Here is a 22,017-nt window from a genome sequence, read left to right as displayed (position 1 = left end):
GCTGTAAAACAGCGCCTCCTGCGCCACCGTCCGCTCGCCCATCATCCCGACATCTCCGCCTACCTGCGGAGAGATAGAATCAATACTTTAGCGCCATTGCAAGGCCGAGTTTTTCAACAGAATCGGGCGGATACCTGCAAGCGGCAAGCCGATCGCATGCTGATTGCCGGCCATAGCGACGATCCGCCTCCCGCCGAATGTCCGATGTGCGTGAGCGAGCCGCTGCGCGCCAACGCGCTTGTCGACCTTGTTCTGATCCATAGCGCCGAACGGCCTAGAAACACGTCCACCTGGCTTGATGCGATCATGCCAGGTCGGCACCATCACATATTTCCCGGTGACGACATGTCCCGTCTGGTGCGAAATCTCACTGGCGGCGGGGTGGCGCTCGTCTTTTCGGGCGGCGGCGCGCGCGCTTTCGCGCATATCGGCGCAATCCGGGCGCTGCGCCGTGCAAAGGTGCCGATCGACGCAGTCGCCGGCACATCGATGGGCGCGATCGTCGCAGCGGGGCTTGCGGCCGGGTGGAGCGATGCTGAAATGGACGAGCGGATGCGTGCGGCGTTCGTAACCACCAATCCGCTCGACGATGTTTCGCTGCCTTTCGTGGCGATGACACGCGGTTGCAAGGTCGACCGTCGCCTCGAAGAGCATTTCGGGGGATGGGATATAGCGGACCTGCCCCTGCCGTATTTCTGCGTGTCGGCCGATCTCGCCACCGGCACTCATGTTGCGCATCGCAGGGGCTTCTTGCCGCTGGCGCTACGCGCCTCGATTTCGCTTCCTGGCGTGCTTCCTCCGGTCACGCTCGGCGACCAGGTGCTTGTTGACGGTGGGACCCTGCTCAATTTACCGAGCACTCTCATGCGCGGCGAACATGAGGGCACCATCGTCGCGCTCGACGTATCGCGCTCGTTCGGCCTTATGCCCGACGATGTGCTGCGCCCAAGGCCTCTCTTGCGATGGTTCTGGTCGGGCGCTTGGCGTCGAGGACCGCCGATTGTCTCGATCTTGATGCGCTCGGCGACGATCGCCGCCGAGCCCGAGCTTCGCGCGGCGAAAGAAGCTGCCGACCTGTATGTGATGCCCGACGTGGGCGACATCGAGATCCGCAACTGGCGCGCCTATGATCGCGCCATCGCCGTCGGTGAAGAGGCCATGCAGCGCGCGCTCGATGCCCTCGAAAGCCCATTGGCCACCTTGCGAGCCGACCGGCTGCGTCAGGCCGAGAACGCGCCGATGTAATGTGACGCGATCGACTGATTGCGCGACAAGGTCTTCAGGACATGGATCGGCTCCCTGCTGGCAATCCGCCATTTGCCGCCAATTATCGGTGATGTGTGTTGGAGTTGGGTAATTACTCAGTTTAGGGCGACCAAGCTCCTCCTGAGGGATGACGGCCCCCCACGCGACCACATCAAGCGACTGCTTGACGTCCGAGCGCAACGATACTCCCGCCATGACCGCCTGTTCGGGCTGGACGCCTAAACGCTCGAAAAGACGCGTTACCGTTTCGGCGCTCTTGTCGCTCGCTATCTCGATCCCGCTGGACCGCTCGCTCAGCCCTGAGTCCGCAAGCGTGACTTTCTGACGAGGCAAATCACCCTCGGTGACAAGGAGTAGTCACCCTCGAGCCGCGAGCTCGATCAGCGTGGCGCCGACGCCATCGAGCAGCTCGACCGGATGCCTGAGCAGTTCGCGCCCGGCAGCCAGAATGTTTGCGATCAGTGAAGAGGTGGGGTGTTCTCCCGCCAGCTCTACCGCTGGCTCAATCAGCGAAAGCGTAAAGCTTGCAGGCACTCAGCGCTTCGCGTCTTTCGTCATTGTCTGCGAACGGCTTGAGAATTGCGAAGAGATCCTGCTCTGTCGAGTTGAAGTGGCGCCTGTTGTCCCAGAGCGTGTAGTCGGCATCAAGGCAGCTCAATTTAATCAGTATTCCCCGTCCCGGAGAAAACACAAGAGCACTGACTCTGACGCTTCTTGTGGCGATGCCGGTATGAAGGCGGCCTGAAACGACATCATTGGAGTTTCGATCAAGACGCGGATGTGGCCGCGTTAAGCGGCAGTTGCTCGAGGAACTTAGCCACAGCGGCCCAGGCGGCGTCAGCGCCGGTGGGATTGCGCGTCGCGTCCAATGTCGAGGAGCCGTGGATGCCGCCGGTCGACGGGAGATAAGCCGTTTCACTTTGCGACGGCGCAGCGTCGATGATAGCACGTACGGCCGCCTGCTCTTCCCAATCGCTCGCTGCTGCGGCAAAGATCGGTGAAGCAATCTGGCGCGCGGCGGAGCGGACAGCATCGGGGCGACCGAGATATTCGCCCGGCGAGAAGGCGATCACTGCCGCGATGTCGCCCGGGTGCCGTGCCGCCAGCCTGAATACAAGCGCGGCAGAATAGCTGCTGCCCCAGACGATTACCGGAAGTTTACGCGTGCGCGCCCAAGAAAGCGCGGCCTCAAGGTCGGGTTCGGCACTCAGAAAATCAGACGAGCGGCCGTTCGCGTTGACGGTGAGGTTGGGGCCGAACACGTCGCCGCCCGAACGCTGGTCTATCGTCAAAATCTCGTAACCGAGAGCAGCGAGGCGAGGCGCAATGGTTTTATACTCCGCCGCGCTGCCGTTCGCCTGGTGAAACAGAAGGATGGCCGCGCGGGCTCGCTCGGCCGGGTAGAGCATAGCATGCACCGTCCCGCCGTCGGTTGCCTCGAGCTCGAGGGGCGCCGGCGTCGATGCAGAGGAAGCGGCCGCTGGAACGGCTTCGTCGGCGGGTCCGCCAGTCTCAGGCCCGCAAGCCGCAAGCGTTTGCAGCAATGCGGCAAGGAAAAGGCTAGATGCCCGCATACCAGGCATAATCATTTGAATCCTCCCAATAGCCGCCCTTGCCGGCCCCGATCTGGGCGAGGCTTGCGACCGCCTCAATGCGCATGACATATTTGGCGTGCTTGTAGCCGAGTTGCCGTTCGACGCGTAACCGCAGCGGCGCGCCGTTCTGAATCGGCAGCCTTTGCCCGTTCAGCCCCCAAGCAAGTATCGTCTGCGGATGAAAGGCGTCGATCAGGTCGATGCTCTCATAATATTTCGACGCGCCATAATCGTCGGCGCAGTGAAACACGATGAACCTTGCCGACGGCATCAGCCCGGCCTGTTTCATCAGACCGCTAAGAGGGGTACCGGTCCATTGCCCGATCGCGCTCCAACCCTCGACACAATCATGCCGCGTAATCTGGGTCCGCACGGGCAGTGAGCGGAGTTGCGCCAGCGACAAGGACAAAGGCTGGCGCACCAGTCCGTCGATGCGCAAGCGAAAGTCCGCGAATTTGTTAGCCATCAGGGACTGATATTCGGGCGCGGCTGGAACCCGCGTACCGTTCGCGCGGAACACTGGTGACAGATCGGTCAAGGTGTATTCGCGTGCGAGCGCGTCGCGTTTGGAAACTAATCGAGTGAAATCGATGGTCAGCCCGTCTGTGCCCTCGACGAAGCTCCGAAACGCCGGAGTTCCGGCGACGCGGTCGCAGCCGCTCAACAGCAGTCCTCCAGCGGCAACGCCTAGCGATCCGACCAGTTTTCTGCGCGCGATCATCATGCGCTTCCCTCCTCGACCTTGCGGACATGAAGCCAGCCGGTGATCATCGAGCGGATTTCGTTGATCGGGCCCGCGAGCATGACCAACAGCAAGTGAACCAGAATGAACCCGACCAGCCCCGCCGCGCAGATGAAATGCAATGACCGTGCTGATTGGCGGCCGCCGAACAGGTCGAGCATCCATGGCCAGGCGGCGTTGAACGCAGGCGACATGGTCAAGCCGGTCAGCAGCACGCCTGGCAACAGAACGAACAGGACCAACCCGTAGGTCAGCTTCTGCAGGATATTGTAGTGAGCCGTCCCGTCGGTCGGATGAAACCGCAACCGGAGATGGTCCTTGACGTCCTGCCAGAGATGCGCGGGCGCGAGCTCCGACTTTTTCGGAAGGAGGTCTCGCCGGATATGACGGTTGGCGGCGCTTATGATGAGATAGCCGATCGTCAGTATCGCAAACGCCCATGCGAACGACAGATGCCAGCGGCGCGCACCGGCGAGGTTATAGCCCGAGGGAATGGTTGCCCAGTACGGAAAGGCACGGGTCTGCTGGTTGCCGTTTGCGTCCGTCCATTGGCCGAGAATTCCGGTGGTCGGGATGTCGAGCCCGGCAACGACCAAATGACCTCCTGTCGCGGTCGGGCCGATCTCAAGCCAGGCATAATCCGAGTTCGCGCCATATTCGCCCCAGTAGAGGCGCGGATGCGCGTTGAAAATCATCAGTCCGCTCATCAGCATGATGATCAGCACCACGACATTCGACCAATGCCATAGACGCGTCGCCAGCCGATGACGATAGATGCCGGGCGACCCGCTACCGGGCGCTAGGGGCGCGTTGATTGCGTGCTCGGCGGCTGTCGCCATCCCCTATCCTTTCACTGCTGCCGTGATCGGGCCACCAAGGCCGCGCTGAACCAACACCGCCGTGCGCAGGCCAGGCTCGGCGGGCTCTGGCAGCGCAAAACTCGCCTCCGTGCCCGTCCAGTTGCCAAGTCGCACAAGCTGGCGGACGATATTGCGGTGAGGCAACGTGCGTCCGCCATTCTCGCCGGCGCGGATCGCGACCTGATTTTCCTCAGGATCGTAGCGAACCAGCCAGACCAGCGAAGCGGGTCCATGGCCGGCCCCTACCTTAACTGACGAACCTTCGATGGTGAGCGCCGGACCGCCCTTGGGCGACCCGGCGGCGGCGAGTTCGCGCTTCAGTTCCGCCGCGTTGCTGCCAACGATCGCGCGGTTGCCATTGACGATCACCTGCGGCGTGGCAACATTCGGACGCCCAGCTGCCCGGGCGTATTCCCACTGTCGCGCGGTATATTCGGGTTTGGCAAAGCTGTCCGCCCAACCCAGCTTATCCCAATAAGTCACGCCGAATGAGAGCGCGAGCACCTCCGGTTGCGCGGCGATCGCATTGACGTTGGCATTTGCCGGCGGGCAGGACGAACAGCCCTGGCTCTGGAACAGCTCGACGACGACCGGGGCCGACGCGCTTGCCGTGGCGATATCCGCCGCCGCGGAGCCCTCGGTGGAACGCGCGGTTGAATCCGGATCGGAGGGAGCGCCGGTGCCGCAGGCGGCCAGCAGCAGCACACCGGATACAGTGAGTACCGCGCGGAGCGAGACGGTCATCGGCATTGAACTAAGCCTCTCGTAAACCGGTGCGGGTGCGCCGGTCCGGGGATGGGATCAAGGAATGGCCTCATGTGACGAGCCCGAATTTACGGCCGTAACGCCCGACGATCCGCTCGACGGGCATTACCATGAAAACATCGACGGTATTGAAGTCGTGATCAATAAAAGCGCCATCGCCAACCTGCGCGCCGACGCGCAAATAGGCCTTGATGAGCGGCGGCAGGCCGCGCCCGCTCATGTCGACCTTATCAACGGCTCGCGCCATCTCGACATGGTGTTTGGCCCAAGCTCGGACGCGGATGGGTGGCGGCGCTAGGTGAAAGCGGTGGAGGTAGGCGAGTTCATCGCGAAACAGGGCCGGGTCGGTGCCTGGAAACGAAGCGCAGCCGAACATGAAGCCGACACGGTGACGCTCGAGATAGAAGGCGATCGCGCGCCAGAGCAGTGTAATCGTGGCGTTGGTCCGGTAGCGAGGGTCAACGCAGGAGCGGCCGAGCTCAAGCAATTGCGGGGCACCGGCGTGCGCGCGGCCCTGCGCGATCAACGGCGCGAGATCATATTCGCCCGCCGAGTAAAAGCCGCCGATCCTGAGCGCGGTTTCCTCCCGCAGCAATCGATAGGTGCCGACCACCGGGCGGCCCGCGCAGGCATGATCGATGACGATCAAATGGTCGCAGTCGCGGTCGAAGGCGTCTTCCTCGAGACCCGACGCCGCCTTACTGCTGCGTGCGCCGCGCTCTTCACAAAACACCCTGAAGCGGAGCGCCAGCGCTTCATCGACTTCATGCGCTTGCGCTAGCCGCACCTCGAGGTCGCCTGTCCGGCAGGTCGCCTCGTCTGCGCCGAGGAAGGGTCGCGCCGGTTCCATACGGGATCTCCGAGTCATCATGTCAAACATGTGCCGCCCGTTGCGGCGCGTCTGTTACAATGTTGCGAAATTGTTCGGCTCCATGTGGGTCGTGCCGACCACCGAAAACCGCGCCGCCGTCGAGCGCGGTGATCAGCCGCGCGCCGCGATCGAAAGTGAAATAGTGCCAGAGCCAGTTTGCGCCGACGATAAGGCGATTGCGGAAGCCGACCAGGAAATAGACGTGCGCCACGCACCACAGCAGCCATGCGAGAGTGCCACGGACTTGCGCATGGCCGAAGTCGGCAACCGCGCGCTTGCGCCCGATCGTCGCCAGATTGCCATAGTCGCGGTAGCGGAACGGCGGCGGTGTCTGCCGCCCTGTGACCCGAGCGGCGATCACCCGCGCGGCATGGACGCCCATCTGCTTCGCGGCAGGAGCGATGCCGGGAACCGGCCGGCCATCGGCACGGGAACGCGACGCGACATCGCCGACCACGAACACATCGGGGCGGCCGGGCAGGCTGAGATCGGCTTCGACCGCGACGCGCCCGGCTCGGTCGCCTTCGACGCCCAGCCAGCGCGCGGCGGGAGACGCCATCACGCCCGCCGACCAGATCACGGTTCCGGCATCGATCCGTTCGTTCTCCAGCCCGACGCCGCGCGCGTCGACATCGACGACGCGCTCGCTCAGCCGGACTTCGACCCCAAGCTTGTCGAGCGACCGGCGCGCGCATTCGGACAGGCGCTCGGGGAAGCTCGCCAGCAGCCGCGGACCCGCCTCGATCAGGACCACCCGCGACAACTTGGACATGATCGTCCGGAATTCCATGCTGACCGAATGGCGAGTCAGCTCGGCGATGGCGCCCGCCATCTCGACCCCGGTCGGACCGCCGCCCACCAACACGAAGGTCAGCTGACGATCGCGCTCTGGTCCGGGCGGCAGCGTTTCGGCGTGCTCGAGCGCAAGCAGGATTTTGCGCCGGAGCAATGTCGCATCATCGATGGTCTTGAGCCCGGGCGCGTGCTCGGCCCATTCCTCGCGGCCGAAATAGCCGTGCCTCGCTCCGGTCGCGACGATGAGATAATCATAGGGCAGGAAATCGCCTTCCGCGAGTTCGACGAGCCGCGCATGGCTGTTGACCGCGACCACCTCGCCGAGCCGGACATGGGTGCGCTCATGCTTCTTGACGATCGAGCGGATCGGCGCGGCAATGTCGGCGGGCGACAGGCCGGCGGTCGCGACTTGGTAGAGCAGCGGCTGAAAGACATGATGGTTCTGGCGGTCGACGATCGTTACATCGACACCTTTCCCGCAGAGTTCGCGTGCGGCTGCGAGACCGGCAAAACCCGCGCCGAGAATGACCACACGAGGGGGGCGCTCAGGGCTTGCCATTTTAGGCGACGCGGCCCGCAACCCGGGCGGTTAGCGCGGCGCCGGGCGAACGAAAGGGCGAGTCAACCGAGCGATTATTCACTACGTGCCGTGGTCCAGGCGTCGCGTATCGCCGTGCGATGCGGGTCATGATCGTCTCCTTTGACGAGCCACGTCTCGCAGGCCCGGCGGCGCGGCGGAAATGCCCGCTGTCGATGAAGTCGATACGCGCCGCGTCAGGCCGCCACCGGCTCGGTGGCCTCAGGCGCATGGTCGGCGACGTGCACATGGACCTGACCGGCCAGCGTGCGATGGACCGGGCATTTGCCCGCCACGGCCAGCAGACGGGCGCGTTGCGCATCTGTGAGAGCGCCGAGCAGCTCGATCGTGACTTCGATAGCCTCCACGCGCCCTTCGCTGTCCTGGCAATGGTCGCAATCCGCGCCATGGTCGCGATCATGCCGGAGGCGCACGACCACATCGTCGAGCGGGATCTGCTCGCGCGCGGCGACCATGCGCAGCGTCATCGAGGTGCACGCGCCAAGCGCTGACAACAGCAGCTCATAGGGCCCGGGCCCCGCGTCGAGCCCGCCAAAGCTGACTGGCTCGTCTGCGGTGAACTGGTGGGTCGCGGTTATGATGCGCGTCTCGAACTTGCCGTTGCCATTGACGACGCGGACCTCACCGTGTGCTGGTGGGGTCTTCGAGTTAACCGCGCGAACCATTGGGGGCAGATAGCGCTCCACCCATGCCGCGATCAGCCCAGCGACATATTGTGCGTCCTCGGGGGCGGTAAGCAGGTGGTCGGCGTTCTCGAGCGTCACGAAACTCTTGGGATGGCGCGCCGCGTCGTAAATCTGGCGGGCATTATCGATCGAAACCGTCCCGTCGAGCGGCGCATGAAGGACGAGCAGCGCTTTACCGAGCGCCATAATGTGTGCGGCGGCGTTGCGCGGCTCGTCGAGCGCGCGCAGGAAATCCGCGGATAGCGCAAACGGTCGCCCACCGATGCGGACTTGGCCGCGACCCGCTTGCCGGATCGCCGCAAGGTCGCCTTCGATGCGGTGCACGACATGACCGACATCGAAGGGCGCGCCGATCGTCACCACTGCGCGCGCGTCGTCAATCTGCGTGGCGGCCGCGAGCACCGCGGCGCCGCCCAGGCTGTGTCCAATGAGAATGGTCGGCGCACCGATATGAGTGCGGAGATAGTTGGCTGCAGTGACGATATCGGCGACGTCGGCGGCAAAACCGGCGGTCGCGAAATCGCCGCCGCTGCCGCCGAGCCCGGTAAAGTCGAACCGCAGCGTGGCGATGCCCCGCGCGGCGAGCGCTGCGGTGACGCGCCTCGCAGCGTGGCTGCGCATCGTGCAGGTGAAGCAATGCGCGAACAGCGCGACCGCGCGGACCGGCCCATCGGGCAGCTCGAGGCGGGCCGCAAGCGGATGGCCATGTCGGCCCTCAAATGAAATGGCGCGCGAGGACATGCTCTCACCTCGACAGACTGAAGGTCCGGGCGGTCGCGGCGCGACCGGTCCGGAACTCTTGAACGGGAGTCAGGCCATCATCGCGGGTGCGACGGCGGCAATCACGGTCAGCATCATGACGAAGGCCGACAGCGGACCGGCGAGCGGAAGCGCAATGTGCAGCGTGCTCAGCGGCTGATGTTTGGTGTACATACGAAGTCTCCTGGTTGGGATGAGACCTGTATGGCGATGATCGGAACCGCGCGGAAATGCCCGGTGACGATGAAGTCGATGCCTGCCGACTAAATGCGGGGGGCCGTTCGGGCGGCGCTGTTAGCGAGAATGACGAGCATCTGCCGCGCGGACAACGGCTGCCCGCCAAGCTCGCTCAGCTGCTGTCGTGCGCGCTCATAGGCGATCCGCCACCCGTCCCTGATCGCGCGGGTGTCCGGGATCGTGCCATGCTGGTCAATGCTGAGCCCCGTCTTGATCGTCGCCTATTATGTCGTAGATTGCGGGATCGGACGCGGCCGCCTCGAGCGGACTATCTCGGTCCTATCGAGGAAAATGGCCATCCGGCGGGACAAAGACTGGCGCTGGGATTTCGAAGAGCCGATCTCGGCGGTGTCGTCTATTACCCGCCGGGACGAGTCGGCGGTAGCTACTTGGCAGCCTTTCGCACAACACTTGTTCAGAACATCCGACAAGGAACGACTTGGGAACTGAGTTGAGCAGGTTGGCCGGAATTCAATGCGGTAGAGATCTGACTGGAACCTAGCCGAGAACCACCTGTACCCGAGGTGACTGCCGCTAGGTTGCGAGGTGAACCAAAAGTTGCACAAGCTCATTCAGGAGCACCGGTAGGACCAAGGCAGCCGAGCTAGTAGTTGTACTGTTTTCTCCGTTGATGGTAGTCCACTGTCGTTGTCCAGAAATCGCGCGTCTCTTTATCGATAAAAATGTCGATTGAAACGAATGTGAGTGGTATGGGATGTCTTTTTCGCGCTTCGCTAGCTATAGAAATTAAGAATCTCGCGCTATTTGACGCAGGGTCTCGTTTTCCAAGGCTTTTGACAGCGAGCGCCGATATTAGCGCTGTGCCAATCGCGCGTGTATGATGGACCGTTCCTAATATCCTTTCTGCGACACGATATTCGATGGTTTGAGTGAGACTTTCGATCCGGCGGGACCTGCAGCTTCGCCGTTCTCTTGGCGCGGATATAAGCGACGAAAATCTCCCGGTCTTCGCTGTCCAGGAGGTGCATGGCGACCGGCTTGTCGCTCGCCGTGAAAATCAGCGTAGCGGTCGGTTCGGCCTGAAGTTCGGTCCTGACCCGGAATTCGCCATTCTCGGGCTGCCTGCTAAAGAGCGAGCCGGATGTGCCGGTGAACACCAGATAGATGGCACCGATCGCGGCCAGCAAGGCTGCCGCAATGAGGTTCTTGCGCCGCGCCCGGCTCGGCGGACGGGCGGTAGGGTGATCGGGATAGTTCTGGCTGTGGCGGCCATAGGAGGATGCGACGAGGTCAGCTTCGCCGAGTTCCATTCGCCCATGCCGTTCTCGCCAGATCGGCAGGGATCGAGCGCCGCCGCGTTCGCGGTAACGCTGATGCATGTATTCGCGGTCATCCATATCCATGGTCAGGCCAGCATCAGCAGTCCGAGCGCGCCAAGAACGATCGACGAAAGCCCGAAAATGCTCTTGGCGATGGACATCTTTCGTACGGCCGCGCCCTGCCGGACCTGCTTCTTGACCCGGTCGATATCGGTTTTAAGGCCTGCCGTTCCATCCCAAACGTCGATGACGCCCCAGAACAGCAGGGCACCTGCGACCGTCGCTGCGAAATGGTCGGTCGAAAGTCCGCGCATCCCGAAAGAGATTGTCCCACCACCGACGATCGGCAGCATGACGATCTTCGTGACGTCGATAGCCGAAAGGATGTGGAGGCGCCCGGGTCCGCGTAGCGATGGGATGAGGAAGAGGGGACGATCGCACACGTTGCAGGCTTTGACCGGAAGGGGTGTCCCCCAATCCGGCATGAAACGCCTGCAGAACGGACATTGTGACTGGTCGTGGAGCACTTCGCCCCCTCCTCGCTTTGCTCGCCGTGTGGCGGGGAAGCGTGCCGGACCTGGCCCAGTCAGCACTTCTGCCCTTTTTCGCACTTTGGCTTGGGCTTGGCATGGTCGCAGTCCTTGTCCGCGCAGTCCGCCTTGGCGCATTCGACGCATTCTGTCTTGTGCGGCTTGTGATCGATGCGATCGCGTTGGATCTTGTGCTCGTCGAGATAGGCTAGCAGCTTCATCTTCGCCGCGCGCTGGTCGCCGGCCGGAGACGTCGTGGCGTTGATCTTCTTGATTGCGGAAACGATCGCCGGGACGGCGGCAGGCGTCTCCGTCGTTGCAGCTGCGGAAGCGTCCGCATCCTGCGCCATCGCGGGGGCGGCCGTCATGGCGCAACCCAGCGCCAGTGCGGAGATCAGAAATTTCATCGTAGTCAGTCCTTCTGTTGTGCCGGACAGTCCGGCGGGGTGAAGAGCGCGCGGGCGCGCCCCATTTCCGCAGGTTGCGGAAATTCGCTTATCGCCAGAAGCCGTCGCGCCTCTCGCCATGTCGGTTGTCGTAGTTCTCGCGGCTGTCGTATCCGCTCTTGCGAATGCCGACCTCGACCCGGTCACCTCCGAGGTTCCGGATATGGAGGTCGCGCAGGTCGACCTTGTTGCGGTGAGCCCAATCCTCGGCTGCGCGCTTGCTGCCGAATGTTCCTACGTCTTCGTAATCGAATGCCATTGTGGTCCTCCTTCAGGCCTGGGTGGCTTGCCAGGGTGAGCGGTCCGCGCGCGGCAAGGCCGGCCCGAGCGCGGCTTCGATGTGTCTCTCGACACTCGTCTGTGTGGGGCGTTCGCCTGCGGGGAGGCGGACGGTCGTGTATCCGGCATGGCGCGTAAGGGCGTCGCGGTCGGTATCGTTGCGGCGGTCGTGGCTGCGGTCGTCGAGTTCGACCAGCAGGATGACCTGACCGGAGTGCGGGTCCTCGACCACGAAATCGACGCGTTTCGAGCTGAACTTGTTGAAGGTGGTCCACCATTCGGATCTGGAAAGACCCTTCGCCGGGTTCATGATCGCCCCCATCGAGACCTGCGAGTGTACCCTGGCTCCAGGCATTGCGCGCTCGATCATGAGGCAGACTCGGCGCTCTGCCGGCGTCATGAGGGGCTTGGGCCTGACCTTCAGGCGCGCCAGCTGGCGCCGCGGGAGAGCGTTCAGGATTGCGAATGCCGCGATTACCGCGCCTGCGACGAGGAGGATCAGGATGGTCTGGCCGTTCATGGTCAGTCCTCTCCCGTCCAATGCGGGACGATCGAGTGGATCAGGACCGTCAAAGCGGCGGCCACACCAACCATTAACCCGAGCTCGATCAGAGACGGCGGCGTCGTCCCGAAGAGGTCCGACAGACCGGCGAAGGCGTGCGTCACGTTGGGTGTCCTTTCCAGAATTCGCTCAGGCGGCGCGGAAACAGCGCGTAGACGCGGTGCTCTCCGATCGGCGCGGCGAGTTTTGTCACCAGATTGACGAAGGCGACGGCGATCGAACCGACGATCACCGCGACGAACAGCGCGAGCCCGAGGGCGATCAGCTCGGCGGCGAAATGTTGCCGTGCGATATCGTTTCGCAAGTCAGCGCAGCCCTGGACGCCGTGAACCTGCAGGTCGCACACAAAATACGAGTCCCCCTCCAGCTTTCGGGCCACGTTCTCCAGGCCCGTAGCGGTCGAGAAATTGTGCATGGTGGGTTTGTGGGCGAGGACCTGAGCAAGGCTTTCGGACGGCGTCTGATCTGCAGTCTGGGACAGGGCTACGGGCATTGCGCTTCTCCTAGCGGGTGCGTTCGATGGTTCGTTCTGGAAGGTCGATCTGCGGAACGGCGCGCAGACTGTCCTTGTCGACCGAGGGCAGGGTTTCTCCCTTTGCGTCGGGCGGAAGCAGGTGTTCGGGGATCTTGGGGTTGAAATCCGGGCGGGTGTCCGGCCCGCGGTTTGCGTCGACCTGCTTTTCGCCGAGCGTCTCCAGCGCGCTGGTCTTGTCCCCGGGGTTGCGGCCGATCTGGGCGAGAAGCCTGTCTTTGTCGTTGGTGACGATCGTGATGTCGTCGCGGACGCGGGTCATCATGACGAGCGCGAGGCGCTGGTTCGACAGGTGCCGGGCGGATGAATGCATCTCGCCGATCGCCATGTCGCGCGTATCGCCCTGCGCCTGATGCATGTTGATTGCGTAAGCGAGGCCCATTCGCTCCAGCATCTTGTCGTTCTGCTTGAGCTCGATCGTCTCGCCGTGGCGGTTTTCGACCGTGACCGTCCCGTCTTTGATCCCGAGGATTCGAGCCTCCTCGGATTTCATCAGCTTGCGGGCATCGTCCTTCTCGGTCCAGCGCACCTTGTCGCCTTCATGGATCGTCTCCTTCGACTTCTCGGACAATCGCAGGGCGTCGCGTCTGTCCTTGGGATCGATGCGGGCCGGGTCGAAGCGGACACGCTTGCCGTTCTCATCGCGGAGAAGGACGCGCCCGCGCTCGTCCAGTCCCTCGACATCGTAGCGGCCTTTCTGGAGCCCTCCAGGGGCGTTGTGGCGCGTTACTTCCAGCAGCTGGCCCTTGGCATAGGTCGGCGCGTAGCGAAGCTCCTCGCGCGTCGCGTGGGCCGGGCGCAGGGTTGTGATTTCGAGCCCCTCCCCCTTGATCGCACCCTCGCCGCGCAGCCCGTCCTGGACCATCCGGTTGAGGCTGCTCCGGGCGTCGCGGCCCGACGAGTAGATGGCAGTGCGTTCGCGGTCCTCTGGCGACAAGGCTAGCCAGGTATCGGCGGTCGTCCTGAGATGATCCTTTCCGGCTTCGACGACGCGCTCGCCCAGCGATGCGAAGCTCTCGCGGAATTTGCCTGCGCGCGCGAGGCCGGCCGCCTCCTTCATGTGCTGTGTGCGTTGCCGCAGGCTCGTCTCAAGCCTTGCCATCGCCGGAGCGTCGGACTGGATGAGGGAGAAGCTTTTGCCCGCCTCGATCGGCTGAAGCTGCGCGCGGTCGCCGATCATCACCAGTTTTTCGACGCCTAGCCGGTTGGCGATGGTGAGGAGGTCGTTCATCGGCTTGTTGGCCACGAGCGATGCCTCGTCGAGGACAAGCACTTTCCCCTCCAGGGCTGTGCGCGACGCCTCGTAGGTCGGTCCCTTGCCGTATAGCGCGCCACGAAGATGCTCATTGACGAACGAGGAGACGGTTTTCGCCTCGATGCCGCCCTGCACCAGTTCGCCGCCTGGCTTGCGCAGCTCGGTGTCGTTGCGAAGGTCGTTCACCATCTTGTTCGCGAAGGCGAGGCCGATAACCTCCCTGCCCTCGTTATGTGCGGCGCTCGCGATCGCGGAGATCAGTGTCGTCTTAGCCGATGCGTTCGAGTCCGGACCGGAGGGCTGCATTGTAGATCGATCCGAGAACGGAATTGTTCTTCCAGACCTCCACGTTATGCAGCGCCTGCCATTTACCGTCCTTTGTCTGGGTAAGGGCGGCGATCACGGCGTGGGTGTGATTCTGCGGGTCGAGCTTGCGGCTCGTATCGTGCTGGAACAGCGCATAGACAAGGTTCCCCGTCTGGGTCGGCTCGCCCTTCGAGTTGCGCGAATAGTCGCGCGTTTCGGCAAAATGCTTCTCGAGATAGGCCATCGTTGCCTTCACGGCGGCCGCCTGCGCCAAGAGGATGCGTTCATCGCCGCCAAGCTGGGCAAGCAGGCTCGCCGACTTCGGCATCGAAAACGTCAGATCCGTTCCGCTTTGCCGTTTCTCGTGGGCGTTGATGATCGTCCCGTCGGGCAGCTTGCCGTCGAGAACCTTCTCGAAGTCGTCCTTCGAAACCGGGCCTGTCAGCCCCAGCGCTTCGGCGCCCTTCCCGCCCCACTCACTGAGTTCCGCGGGGCCATCGCCGACGTAATAGTCGTCCTTTGCGAAGTAGTTCGCAGCGCCTCCCGCGGAGGATACGGATGCAACCGAGAGCATCAGGAAGCCGCGCGCCGGAAGGTCGCCGTCTCGGTGCCCGGGACGAACATGGGCGTGTTGTTGTCACCGATCAGCAACCATGATGGATTGAGGCCGAAATCTTCGCACAGGAGCGCAAGCAAGCTGCTCAGCGGCTCGCAATGGCCGTTCTCGTATCCAGCCAGGGTTTGCCGGGCGATTCCGAGCTTGGTTGCCATCTCCTGCTGCGAAAATCCAAGTGCGGCGCGTGCGCCGCGAAGCCTGCGGCCGATAGCGATCCTGAAGTGGCAGGAGTGCGAGAGGGTGGGCGCGGAAAGGTTCACCGGCCCAGCTCCTGGTCGTCGTCGATCGCCGGCTCGTGATGATGGATCTTTTCGGCACCGAAGCCGCGCATGTTCTCGCGCGCCAGTTCGCTCTCCTGACCATCCTCGCGAGAGCGCATGGTGCGGAGCGCCTCGGTGTGCGACCTGCTTTGTCCGTTCCGCTCCTCGACGTCGCGCTGCGCGTGGCGCTGCCGCTCGCGTTGGTCCGCTTGGCCCGATCGCCTGAACTTGAAGCCATCTTCTTCGGCTTGCTGCCGGGGATCGGTGGCATCGCCGTTCCTGATGACGGGGGTCTCGTTCGCCCGGTCGACCAGATCCTCCGCTTCCCTCGTCAGCTTTCCCTCGACCTGCTCTCGCAACCTTTCCGCTTCCCGCTCTGCCTGGCTAAGCTCGACATTCGCTTCCTCGCGCGTTTCAGTGGGCTGGTAGACCGGCCCCTCCCCCTCGCGCCCATCGACCCCCATTTCCGCGGCTTCCTCGCTGGAGGGGATGTATTCGGCAGCGCGCATGTCGGTCACGCGTTCGAAGCCTTCGGCTTGCTGCGGATAGTCCTTCCATGTGAGCTTGATCCGCGCGGCAGGGAAACCGTCCGGGAACTTCACGAAGCCGTGCATACTCGGCAGGTTGCTGATGTCGTCCGGCATGACGAGTTCCTGCACGTCGGTGCGGGGCGTGATCGTCGACGCATCGCGGCTGTTGTTGTACCCGTAGGAATACGCCTCATCCATTTGCCGGACCTGCCGGTTGCCGATGAATTCCGAGCAGCGCCGCGAGGTCTCGGGGTCGGCGGTCTTGAGGATGAGCTTGGTGCCCGCGAGCGATGCGAGGTTGGTGGCACCGTGCTCGCCATAGGTTTCTTCGAGTTTGTCGAAGGAATGCATTCCGAGGACGAACGCCCCGCCGAAAGCACGGGCGGTCTGGAGGCCGTGATCGATCGCGGGCAACCGGTGCAGTGCGTGGACTTCGTCGATCAGGAACCAGGTGCGCAGATTGCGGCTGCGGCCCATCTGGAAAAGCGAGTTAACCGCAAGGTCCATCCACAGCGTCAGCAAAGGCCGATTGAGCGTCAGATCGGGGTGTGTGGAGGTGATGAAGAGGATCGAGCCTTCCTGTACGTCCCTGGTCATCCAGTGCTTGATGGAGAACCCTTCGTCTCCCGGCGCCGGATCGGGGAGGAAGCGGAAGGCGTTGGCATTGGCGATGAAGGTTGTGCGTATGCTTTCGGCCATCTTCGCGGCCGATGGCGACATCATCGGTCCGGCAACGGTTCCCTCGAGCTGCGCGTGGATCGTCTTGAGGTCGGACTGCATGAGATAATAGGCGAGCCCGCCGTTGGTACGCACGCCCATCTTGACGAGCTTGACGCACATTTCGACCATGAGGGTTCGCGCCGACTTCTGCCAGAAATCGTCCTCGACATTCTGGCCGCTCGGAACGAGCGCCGTCGCGGCGCTCATGAACTCGGCGTAGTTGTCGCAATCGTTGAATATCGACCAGGGCTCGCAGCGCCGATCCATCGGGTTCAGAATGACGTCGGTTTCGGCGTCGTAGAAACTTTCGACGAAGGTTCCGGTCAGATCGAAAATGACGCAGCGGTGGCCGCGCGCGCGAGCCTGCGTTACGAGCTTCTTGAGCTCGGTCGTCTTGCCCGCGCCGGTTGTGCCAATGAACATCGCGTGGCTTTGTTCAAGACGCCACGGAACCGGCAATCCGGCAAGTCGATAAGGGCTGTGAATGCCGCGCCGGATTCGCGTTTTCAGATCCTCTTGGAGTACTGCCTTGGGATCGTCCGGGGGGTCCCGATCGAGGCATTCTTTCGAGTGCTCTCGCCAATTGTGGGCGCGGATCGCATCGCCGAGTATTTGGCGGCTCACCATGATCGCGCCGCGTTCGTGTCTCTCGGTCAGGATTGCCGATCCCCGGCGCCGGGAAAAATCGACGAACCAGACGGTCAGCGGCACGCAGATGAAAGCTGCGCCGAGCATCGATGAAACGGTAATCCGAATGGCGGTTGCCCATGCCGCCTGGACGGCAGGATGGTAGGGCACCATCGGCATGTGGCCCTGCACGACCTGACCGCTAGGGAGGGTCAAATTGACCGCCTTGTCGGGGTTCAGTCCGACCCAGTTCCAGACGGTCGCGAGACCGCGCATGATGACGAGATGAATCTCGTGGTTCTTGAAGGTGAATGCGCCCAGCGCGAAGAGCAGGACGGCGGTGGTTGCGATCCACGTATAGAGCGGTAGCTTGATGCCCGCCCAGGTCATCAAAACCTCGTGGTGGAACAGCTGCGATCCGCGCGTGAAATTGCCTGCGTTCCGCTTCACTTTTCCGCGCGCGGAATCGTGCGTCAGCGTGGCAGCATTTTTGCTGAAGCGGATGTCCTCACGCATGGTGCTCTCGCACGTTGCGCATGGCGGCGCGGATCAGTTCATCGCTGTCTTCGGGATACTGGCGTTCGACCAGAAGAGAGAGCGCGAGCTGCGTGTGCTCGAGGATCGTAAGCGCGCGCTGTCCGTTGAGCGCGATGCCCAGACGGAGCATCGGCAAGCCGATGTTGACGGAAGCGCGGATCGCCTCTGCACGGGAAACGCCCTGCGCCGAGGCATATGTGTCGAGAGCGTCGAGAACGTCAGGTGCAAACCCGACACCGATGCCTTTGAAGGTGGTACTCATGCACATCCCTACGGTTGTGCATGGTCCGGTTATCGCACTTCGGTTATAGCGCAGCCGAAACGCGGAGGAAAGCCTCAACAGAGCCGAAATATATTTCGGCGCTAACGGACTGAAATAGCGCGGTTCTTTCGAGCTATAAGCCGATCCCTTGCGAACCGAAATATATTTCGGAGGGGAGGGTTTTTTATTAAAGCACTGATTAACAGCGCGTATTGACCCGAAATGGACCGCGGCGCAGCCGCATAGGGTGTGCATAAAATTAGGGACTTAGGCCCTGTGCTAGGTTCAGTGCCATAGGGGGATCACTGGCCCAGCTGGTCTTCCGGGGGGAATGTGCCGGCGAGCCGGACTCGCGAACTGACCACAGACGTTTGGCCTGCCTCTGTGGACCGCTGTGTCACGTCATTGGCACCACGTTCGATCAAGGTGGGCGTCCAATTTGGGCATGCTTCGAGATGAAGTATCGCGAGAGCAGCAAGCAAAAAAATGCCTCGAACAGACCCTGCGATTGGTGCATCTTCGCATGGTCTTTCAAGGCTTGGAGGAATGCGCAATGGTGTCGAAACTTGAACGCGAACGATCTGCCCTGGCAGCAGCGGAAAAGGAGCTGGAGGAGCGCCGGCAGAAGCTTGCAGAGCTTGAGCGTGAGGAAGCAGAACGAGAGCTGAATCGGCTCATCAAAAAGGTCGGTCAGGATACGGCGATTGCCCTTCTGGAGCTAGCCGTCAAAGTGAAGCCAAAGGTAGCGATTTCTGCTCTCGAAAAGCTCGGCGGGTGAGGCCTGATTTTTGCCGAGTTGGGCGGCGGTGACCACCGCCCTGTCTCGTCAGAATTCATCGGCCATTTTGCCTGTAGCGGTGTAGACGATCTGATCGATCAGGTGCATCGGCAGCTCGCCATAGTCTCCCTCCTCAATGAGGATGTACCCGTCCCGGGTCTCGACGACATGGACGTCGAAGAATGTGTGGTAGGAGCGCCGCTCAGCTTCGAGCGTTTTTTCATCAAGGGCGATGATGTTGGGATTGATCTGGCGAAGCACTGAAATGTCGTCTTCGTAGCTTTCTGTTGTGTAGCACATGACCTTGCCTCCTGGCGCTCGGCGGCTCGTCCGCCATGCCATGAAACAGCGCCCCGTCAGTGTGCTGGTCACCGGAGCGAAGCGGAGGCTTGACCGCTAATTTTTCGATGGTGCGGAAGCCGGCGCAGCACGGCTTCTCGGTCGGGAAATTAGTGGTTGACCAGTATGCTGGCGGGGTGCTCATGGCGATGGTGGTGGACGTGCCTGCGGCGGGAGGCATGCGTTACCAGCGACTTCGCGAAAGCTATGTGCCGGAATGTGGTTGTTCGGCAGTGCCGTGACCCAGGGGGCATGAAAAAAGGGCACCGCGGCAACGTGCCGGGCACCCTTTTCCACCTCGATCCTGCAGGAGGCAATTTGCAGATCGAGCGTTAAACATGGCGACGAGTTCAGTCGGTTCGTGGCTGCTCGTGAACTGCTGTCCGGATAGTCATGAGGTCCATTCGAGCAGCGGATGTTGCTCTCCACAATCGGTGGCGGCGATGAACGCGAGGCTTTCGAAGAGCGGAGTGATTCCTGCCTTGGCGAAAGCCGCATAAGTCCGGTGATCCTCGAGCGCTGTCCCAAGCTTTTGCAGGGACAGTTGGCCAGATTCTTGGCGGTGGTAGCCAAGCGAGGTGAGCACCTTTGCAGCAAGGTCGCTGCTCATTGTGATGTCGCCTACCAGTGCAATGTGCTCACTCACCCGCATCGTGATCGGTGCGTCGTATTGGTGGTGCTCGATCCGCAGCATTCGTCCAAGAAACTGTGCTTCCTCGACGATCGCGATCATTTCCGGGCGATGGTCGAAACAGGATGCGAACTCGGCGATCGCAAGCGCGTTGGCATTGATCTCGAAGTTCAGGGGCGCGGCCAGGAATTCGCCTGGGTCTGCATCGATCGTGCTGTTGGCGGTGTGCAGTCTGCGCATCAGTGCTGCGAGCTCTGGCGGGCATATCTGAGCCGGTTTCGAATTGAGCCTTGTCTCGATATCCTTGACGCGGAATGTGACGAGCATCTTTGCCTCCTGTCGCTGCTCGTCTCCTCCATCCCCCTCTTCTTTCTCACTACCTGAGCTGGTGGCAGAATGCCGCCAGGTGGTTCTGGTTCACCCCAAGGATGGCTGGTCGACCCATTGTCCGGGTGTGGCAGTTAGTGCGGCAGCGATGCCCGCAAGATGCAAAGCATCGAGCATGGGCAAGGCGCGCCGAGCCAAGGCACAAGCGCGCCTGATAAACTCAGGGGATCGCGATGCTCGCGTCAGCGGGCGAAGGGGGTTCGATGCCCCCAGAGCCCGCCCCTTGCGCAAAAGAAGAGCGGAAGGCCCCGGGATAAGCCGGAGCCTTCCGAAGAGCGCTCACGCAAAGTTGCGCGACCGAACCTGCGCCTGATCACTGATCCGGCGGATGTGCAGCGGCACGCCTGCCTGACGGAGGCGCTGTGCAAGGTTGGACTGGATGCCCGACCCTTCACCGATGATCGCTTCAACAGGGTTCAGCTTAACGATGCTCTCGTTGCGCAGGAACGGAGCCCGGTTGCCGTGGCGCTGATCGGGGACGAACAGGATCGTGTTGACCCCGTTCTGCTGCGCCCATGCACCGGCCATGGCGTCGACGCCCTTGCGCATGCCGGTCGTGCCCAGGACCATGTTCGGGATCCGCGACTTGATGTCGTCGAGGATAGCCCAGATCATCGCAAAATCGTGCCAATCCTTCTGGCCACCTGACACGATCACCAGCGGGCCATCGGGCTGGAATTGTGCCCTGCGATCCTTGGCGCGTGCGGCGAGGAAATCGCGTGCCTGCACCTGGCTTGCGGTAACCCCGTTCTTGCTGACTTGCGATCCCCGTGCGGCCGTGAAGGGGCGACCGGTTTCGACCCGGTAGACGTCCGCTGCATGATCGCGCATCGCCTCGAGCGCTTCGCGGCATCCTTGCAGTGTCTGGCAGAGCTGTTGTGTTTCCTCGAGCTCGACAGCGTAAATCTCCGAAGGGTCGAAGTGGCGGGCCATTTCGCCCAGCTTCTTTGCAGCATCGTCCTCGCGACCTTCAGCCAGGCGTGCGGTCATGTGGAAGGAGTTGACCATGCCCCAGGCGAGTTGCTGCGCAAATTCCTCCATGCGCGTGTCCTTGAGGACATCGAAGATCGTTCCGATTGCCATCTCCACGGCGCGGCGCGCCATGTCGGGATCCGGCATCTCTGCGGCGATTGGAGCCTCGATGATGTTGAGCTTTGCCAGATCGCTGTGTTCAAGAAACGCTCCGTCATAGGATTCCGTGATCCCTTCACGAGCATCGGCGAGATTGATCCGTGCCTGAGCCAGATCTGCGAACGAATTGAAAAAAGTCATAAAAGCCTCCGATTTTTGAAATCGTCCCCACATTGGGAACAGCCAAAAACCCATCGGGCCGGACGAACCGTGTCAGGGACGGCGAGCTCGTCTCGCCGCCGCCATGGCGGGCGTGGGGGAACCGATTTTCTGCCAAGCGTGGCGCGAGCGCAGCGAGACAGCCGCGATTGCTGAAAATTGGGGGGACCGCGATCCTTGACCAAGGGGCGGCCGCCGATAGGTTTCGGCAGGTGTTCCTGTGTGTGTGGAAGAGACGTTCCCGCCCTCGAGCAGGTGAGACGAAGGCAGGGCCGGTCAGGCGCTTCAGCGCCACACCGGGCCGCCCCTTCGGCCCTGCGAAGGGGTTACAGCGGGAACTCCCCCCATCTTGAGAGACCGTTTGGCGGGGCTGGTCGCAAGACGACGGACTGTCAGGGATGATGCCGCAAAGCGGGCATCACCGCCACGCGGGCGGTGAAGGCAAGCGCAGCGACAGCCTGAGCCGATCCTTGACCGGACGGAGGATACCGAATGACCCGCCTGCTCGCAGCAGCACGCATTACGGTCGGAAAGCTCCGAGCGCGAACGCCTTCCTGGCAAGGAAAGGCGCGTTCGCGGGTAAGGGGCGCTGCCCTGCCCGCATGGGCGGCACTTAGCGAACGAGCCCATTGTCGGAGCCCGCATTGACGCTATGTTCGGGCCATGGCCGTCTGGC

Annotated in this window: 26 protein-coding genes and 1 pseudogene; 3 read left to right on the top strand and 24 right to left on the bottom strand. The window is 62.5% G+C overall.

Annotated elements, in window-relative coordinates; all coding sequences use genetic code 11:
* Window positions 1–87 precede the first annotated feature (87 nt).
* On the bottom strand, window positions 88–324 hold the full coding sequence (locus tag GR702_RS19495) for a hypothetical protein (RefSeq protein WP_160987295.1): 237 nt from the start codon (window positions 322–324) through the stop codon (window positions 88–90).
* Window positions 325–345: 21 nt separating this feature from the next.
* On the opposite strand from GR702_RS19495, the gene GR702_RS19490 reads away from it, so the two are divergent.
* A complete protein-coding gene (locus tag GR702_RS19490; RefSeq protein ID WP_160987294.1) occupies window positions 346–1,245 on the top strand; it encodes a patatin-like phospholipase family protein in 900 nt (299 codons plus the stop codon).
* Between the two features lie 378 nt (window positions 1,246–1,623).
* Here the strand turns inward: GR702_RS19490 and GR702_RS19485 are convergent, their stop codons facing one another.
* From GR702_RS19485 to GR702_RS19395, 20 genes and pseudogenes are all read right to left on the bottom strand, one after another.
* Entirely contained in the window at window positions 1,624–1,800 is a 177-nt protein-coding gene (locus GR702_RS19485) for a hypothetical protein (RefSeq protein WP_160987293.1), read from the bottom strand.
* A gap of 233 nt (window positions 1,801–2,033) precedes the next feature.
* Entirely contained in the window at window positions 2,034–2,675 is a 642-nt protein-coding gene (locus GR702_RS19480) for an alpha/beta hydrolase (RefSeq protein ID WP_160987292.1), read from the bottom strand.
* Between the two features lie 151 nt (window positions 2,676–2,826).
* Window positions 2,827–3,585, bottom strand: a complete 759-nt coding sequence (locus GR702_RS19475) for a molybdopterin-binding protein (RefSeq protein ID WP_160987291.1) — start codon at window positions 3,583–3,585, stop codon at window positions 2,827–2,829.
* Window positions 3,582–4,442: a cytochrome b/b6 domain-containing protein gene (locus tag GR702_RS19470; protein ID WP_160987290.1), complete on the bottom strand. Its 861-nt coding sequence runs from the start codon at window positions 4,440–4,442 to the stop codon at window positions 3,582–3,584. The genes GR702_RS19475 and GR702_RS19470 overlap by 4 nt, the downstream gene beginning before the upstream one ends.
* 3 nt (window positions 4,443–4,445) lie before the next feature.
* Window positions 4,446–5,213, bottom strand: coding sequence for a DUF1223 domain-containing protein (locus tag GR702_RS19465; RefSeq protein ID WP_237449826.1), 768 nt, complete (start codon window positions 5,211–5,213; stop codon window positions 4,446–4,448).
* A gap of 64 nt (window positions 5,214–5,277) precedes the next feature.
* Window positions 5,278–6,078, bottom strand: a complete 801-nt coding sequence (locus GR702_RS19460) for a GNAT family N-acetyltransferase (protein ID WP_160987289.1) — start codon at window positions 6,076–6,078, stop codon at window positions 5,278–5,280.
* 22 nt (window positions 6,079–6,100) lie between these two features.
* Window positions 6,101–7,426, bottom strand: a complete 1,326-nt coding sequence (locus GR702_RS19455) for an NAD(P)/FAD-dependent oxidoreductase (protein ID WP_337192649.1) — start codon at window positions 7,424–7,426, stop codon at window positions 6,101–6,103.
* Window positions 7,427–7,668: 242 nt separating this feature from the next.
* Window positions 7,669–8,919: a bifunctional alpha/beta hydrolase/OsmC family protein gene (locus GR702_RS19450; protein WP_160987287.1), complete on the bottom strand. Its 1,251-nt coding sequence runs from the start codon at window positions 8,917–8,919 to the stop codon at window positions 7,669–7,671.
* 69 nt (window positions 8,920–8,988) lie between these two features.
* A complete protein-coding gene (locus GR702_RS22605) occupies window positions 8,989–9,111 on the bottom strand; it encodes a hypothetical protein (protein ID WP_272916693.1) in 123 nt (40 codons plus the stop codon).
* Window positions 9,112–9,935: 824 nt separating this feature from the next.
* A complete protein-coding gene (locus GR702_RS19445) occupies window positions 9,936–10,538 on the bottom strand; it encodes a hypothetical protein (protein WP_160987286.1) in 603 nt (200 codons plus the stop codon).
* Window positions 10,539–10,540: 2 nt separating this feature from the next.
* Window positions 10,541–10,807, bottom strand: coding sequence for a hypothetical protein (locus tag GR702_RS19440; protein ID WP_160987285.1), 267 nt, complete (start codon window positions 10,805–10,807; stop codon window positions 10,541–10,543).
* 233 nt (window positions 10,808–11,040) lie between these two features.
* Window positions 11,041–11,391 carry a hypothetical protein gene (locus GR702_RS19435; RefSeq protein WP_160987284.1) on the bottom strand — a complete coding sequence of 117 codons (351 nt, stop codon included), beginning with the start codon at window positions 11,389–11,391 and terminating at the stop codon, window positions 11,041–11,043.
* 88 nt (window positions 11,392–11,479) lie between these two features.
* Entirely contained in the window at window positions 11,480–11,689 is a 210-nt protein-coding gene (locus GR702_RS19430) for a hypothetical protein (protein ID WP_160987283.1), read from the bottom strand.
* A 12-nt stretch (window positions 11,690–11,701) separates the two neighbouring features.
* Window positions 11,702–12,229 (bottom strand): DUF2726 domain-containing protein, encoded by a 528-nt coding sequence (locus GR702_RS19425; protein ID WP_160987282.1) that lies wholly within the window; start codon window positions 12,227–12,229, stop codon window positions 11,702–11,704.
* 2 nt (window positions 12,230–12,231) lie between these two features.
* Window positions 12,232–12,375 carry a hypothetical protein gene (locus GR702_RS19420; RefSeq protein ID WP_160987281.1) on the bottom strand — a complete coding sequence of 48 codons (144 nt, stop codon included), beginning with the start codon at window positions 12,373–12,375 and terminating at the stop codon, window positions 12,232–12,234.
* The gene (locus GR702_RS19415) at window positions 12,372–12,764 is read right to left on the bottom strand and encodes a hypothetical protein (RefSeq protein ID WP_160987280.1); all 393 of its coding nucleotides are present in this window, start codon (window positions 12,762–12,764) and stop codon (window positions 12,372–12,374) included. Before GR702_RS19415 ends, GR702_RS19420 begins: the two co-directional genes overlap by 4 nt.
* Before the next feature lie 10 nt (window positions 12,765–12,774).
* Window positions 12,775–14,938: pseudogene (mobF, locus tag GR702_RS19410) on the bottom strand (MobF family relaxase).
* The gene (locus GR702_RS19405; RefSeq protein ID WP_160987279.1) at window positions 14,938–15,240 is read right to left on the bottom strand and encodes a helix-turn-helix domain-containing protein; all 303 of its coding nucleotides are present in this window, start codon (window positions 15,238–15,240) and stop codon (window positions 14,938–14,940) included. Before GR702_RS19405 ends, mobF begins: the two are co-directional and overlap by 1 nt.
* Window positions 15,237–17,633 carry a type IV secretion system DNA-binding domain-containing protein gene (locus GR702_RS19400; protein ID WP_160987278.1) on the bottom strand — a complete coding sequence of 799 codons (2,397 nt, stop codon included), beginning with the start codon at window positions 17,631–17,633 and terminating at the stop codon, window positions 15,237–15,239. The genes GR702_RS19405 and GR702_RS19400 overlap by 4 nt, the downstream gene beginning before the upstream one ends.
* The gene (locus tag GR702_RS19395) at window positions 17,626–17,916 is read right to left on the bottom strand and encodes a hypothetical protein (protein ID WP_160987277.1); all 291 of its coding nucleotides are present in this window, start codon (window positions 17,914–17,916) and stop codon (window positions 17,626–17,628) included. The genes GR702_RS19400 and GR702_RS19395 overlap by 8 nt, the downstream gene beginning before the upstream one ends.
* Window positions 17,917–18,355: 439 nt before the next feature.
* Here GR702_RS19395 and GR702_RS19390 point away from each other — a divergent pair, with 439 nt between their 5' ends.
* Window positions 18,356–18,694 carry a hypothetical protein gene (locus tag GR702_RS19390; protein WP_152998736.1) on the top strand — a complete coding sequence of 113 codons (339 nt, stop codon included), beginning with the start codon at window positions 18,356–18,358 and terminating at the stop codon, window positions 18,692–18,694.
* A gap of 48 nt (window positions 18,695–18,742) precedes the next feature.
* Here GR702_RS19390 and GR702_RS19385 read toward each other — a convergent pair whose 3' ends face one another.
* On the bottom strand, window positions 18,743–18,994 hold the full coding sequence (locus GR702_RS19385; RefSeq protein ID WP_202408386.1) for a hypothetical protein: 252 nt from the start codon (window positions 18,992–18,994) through the stop codon (window positions 18,743–18,745).
* Window positions 18,995–19,083: 89 nt separating this feature from the next.
* Between GR702_RS19385 and GR702_RS19380 the strand changes: the two genes are divergently transcribed.
* Window positions 19,084–19,275: a hypothetical protein gene (locus GR702_RS19380; RefSeq protein ID WP_146215413.1), complete on the top strand. Its 192-nt coding sequence runs from the start codon at window positions 19,084–19,086 to the stop codon at window positions 19,273–19,275.
* 149 nt (window positions 19,276–19,424) lie between these two features.
* On the opposite strand, the gene GR702_RS19375 is transcribed toward GR702_RS19380, so the two are convergent.
* Window positions 19,425–19,991 carry a hypothetical protein gene (locus tag GR702_RS19375; protein ID WP_058818295.1) on the bottom strand — a complete coding sequence of 189 codons (567 nt, stop codon included), beginning with the start codon at window positions 19,989–19,991 and terminating at the stop codon, window positions 19,425–19,427.
* A 339-nt stretch (window positions 19,992–20,330) separates the two neighbouring features.
* The gene (locus GR702_RS19370) at window positions 20,331–21,323 is read right to left on the bottom strand and encodes a DUF2493 domain-containing protein (protein WP_058803389.1); all 993 of its coding nucleotides are present in this window, start codon (window positions 21,321–21,323) and stop codon (window positions 20,331–20,333) included.
* Between the last annotated feature and the right edge of the window lie 694 nt (window positions 21,324–22,017).

The organism is Novosphingobium silvae, assembly GCF_009856825.1.
Lineage (GTDB): Bacteria > Pseudomonadota > Alphaproteobacteria > Sphingomonadales > Sphingomonadaceae > Novosphingobium > Novosphingobium silvae.
Note: the sequence above shows the minus strand (reverse complement) of the source record. Positions and strands in the feature narration are given on the sequence as shown.

Coding starts and splice junctions, on each gene's coding strand:
- GR702_RS19460 (WP_160987289.1), bottom strand. CDS start 6,078: ATGGAACCGGCGCGACCCTTCCTCGGCGCAGACGAGGCGACCTGCCGG.
- GR702_RS19470 (WP_160987290.1), bottom strand. CDS start 4,442: ATGGCGACAGCCGCCGAGCACGCAATCAACGCGCCCCTAGCGCCCGGT.
- GR702_RS22605 (WP_272916693.1), bottom strand. CDS start 9,111: ATGTACACCAAACATCAGCCGCTGAGCACGCTGCACATTGCGCTTCCG.
- GR702_RS19395 (WP_160987277.1), bottom strand. CDS start 17,916: ATGAGTACCACCTTCAAAGGCATCGGTGTCGGGTTTGCACCTGACGTT.
- GR702_RS19375 (WP_058818295.1), bottom strand. CDS start 19,991: ATGCTCGTCACATTCCGCGTCAAGGATATCGAGACAAGGCTCAATTCG.
- GR702_RS19435 (WP_160987284.1), bottom strand. CDS start 11,391: ATGAAATTTCTGATCTCCGCACTGGCGCTGGGTTGCGCCATGACGGCC.
- GR702_RS19370 (WP_058803389.1), bottom strand. CDS start 21,323: ATGACTTTTTTCAATTCGTTCGCAGATCTGGCTCAGGCACGGATCAAT.
- GR702_RS19445 (WP_160987286.1), bottom strand. CDS start 10,538: ATGGATATGGATGACCGCGAATACATGCATCAGCGTTACCGCGAACGC.
- GR702_RS19465 (WP_237449826.1), bottom strand. CDS start 5,213: ATGCCGATGACCGTCTCGCTCCGCGCGGTACTCACTGTATCCGGTGTG.
- GR702_RS19475 (WP_160987291.1), bottom strand. CDS start 3,585: ATGATGATCGCGCGCAGAAAACTGGTCGGATCGCTAGGCGTTGCCGCT.
- GR702_RS19385 (WP_202408386.1), bottom strand. CDS start 18,994: ATGTGCTACACAACAGAAAGCTACGAAGACGACATTTCAGTGCTTCGC.
- GR702_RS19490 (WP_160987294.1), top strand. CDS start 346: ATGTCCCGTCTGGTGCGAAATCTCACTGGCGGCGGGGTGGCGCTCGTC.
- GR702_RS19425 (WP_160987282.1), bottom strand. CDS start 12,229: ATGAACGGCCAGACCATCCTGATCCTCCTCGTCGCAGGCGCGGTAATC.
- GR702_RS19450 (WP_160987287.1), bottom strand. CDS start 8,919: ATGTCCTCGCGCGCCATTTCATTTGAGGGCCGACATGGCCATCCGCTT.
- GR702_RS19440 (WP_160987285.1), bottom strand. CDS start 10,807: ATGCTGCCGATCGTCGGTGGTGGGACAATCTCTTTCGGGATGCGCGGA.
- GR702_RS19480 (WP_160987292.1), bottom strand. CDS start 2,675: ATGCTCTACCCGGCCGAGCGAGCCCGCGCGGCCATCCTTCTGTTTCAC.
- GR702_RS19430 (WP_160987283.1), bottom strand. CDS start 11,689: ATGGCATTCGATTACGAAGACGTAGGAACATTCGGCAGCAAGCGCGCA.
- GR702_RS19495 (WP_160987295.1), bottom strand. CDS start 324: ATGGTGCCGACCTGGCATGATCGCATCAAGCCAGGTGGACGTGTTTCT.
- GR702_RS19415 (WP_160987280.1), bottom strand. CDS start 12,764: ATGCCCGTAGCCCTGTCCCAGACTGCAGATCAGACGCCGTCCGAAAGC.
- GR702_RS19400 (WP_160987278.1), bottom strand. CDS start 17,633: ATGCGTGAGGACATCCGCTTCAGCAAAAATGCTGCCACGCTGACGCAC.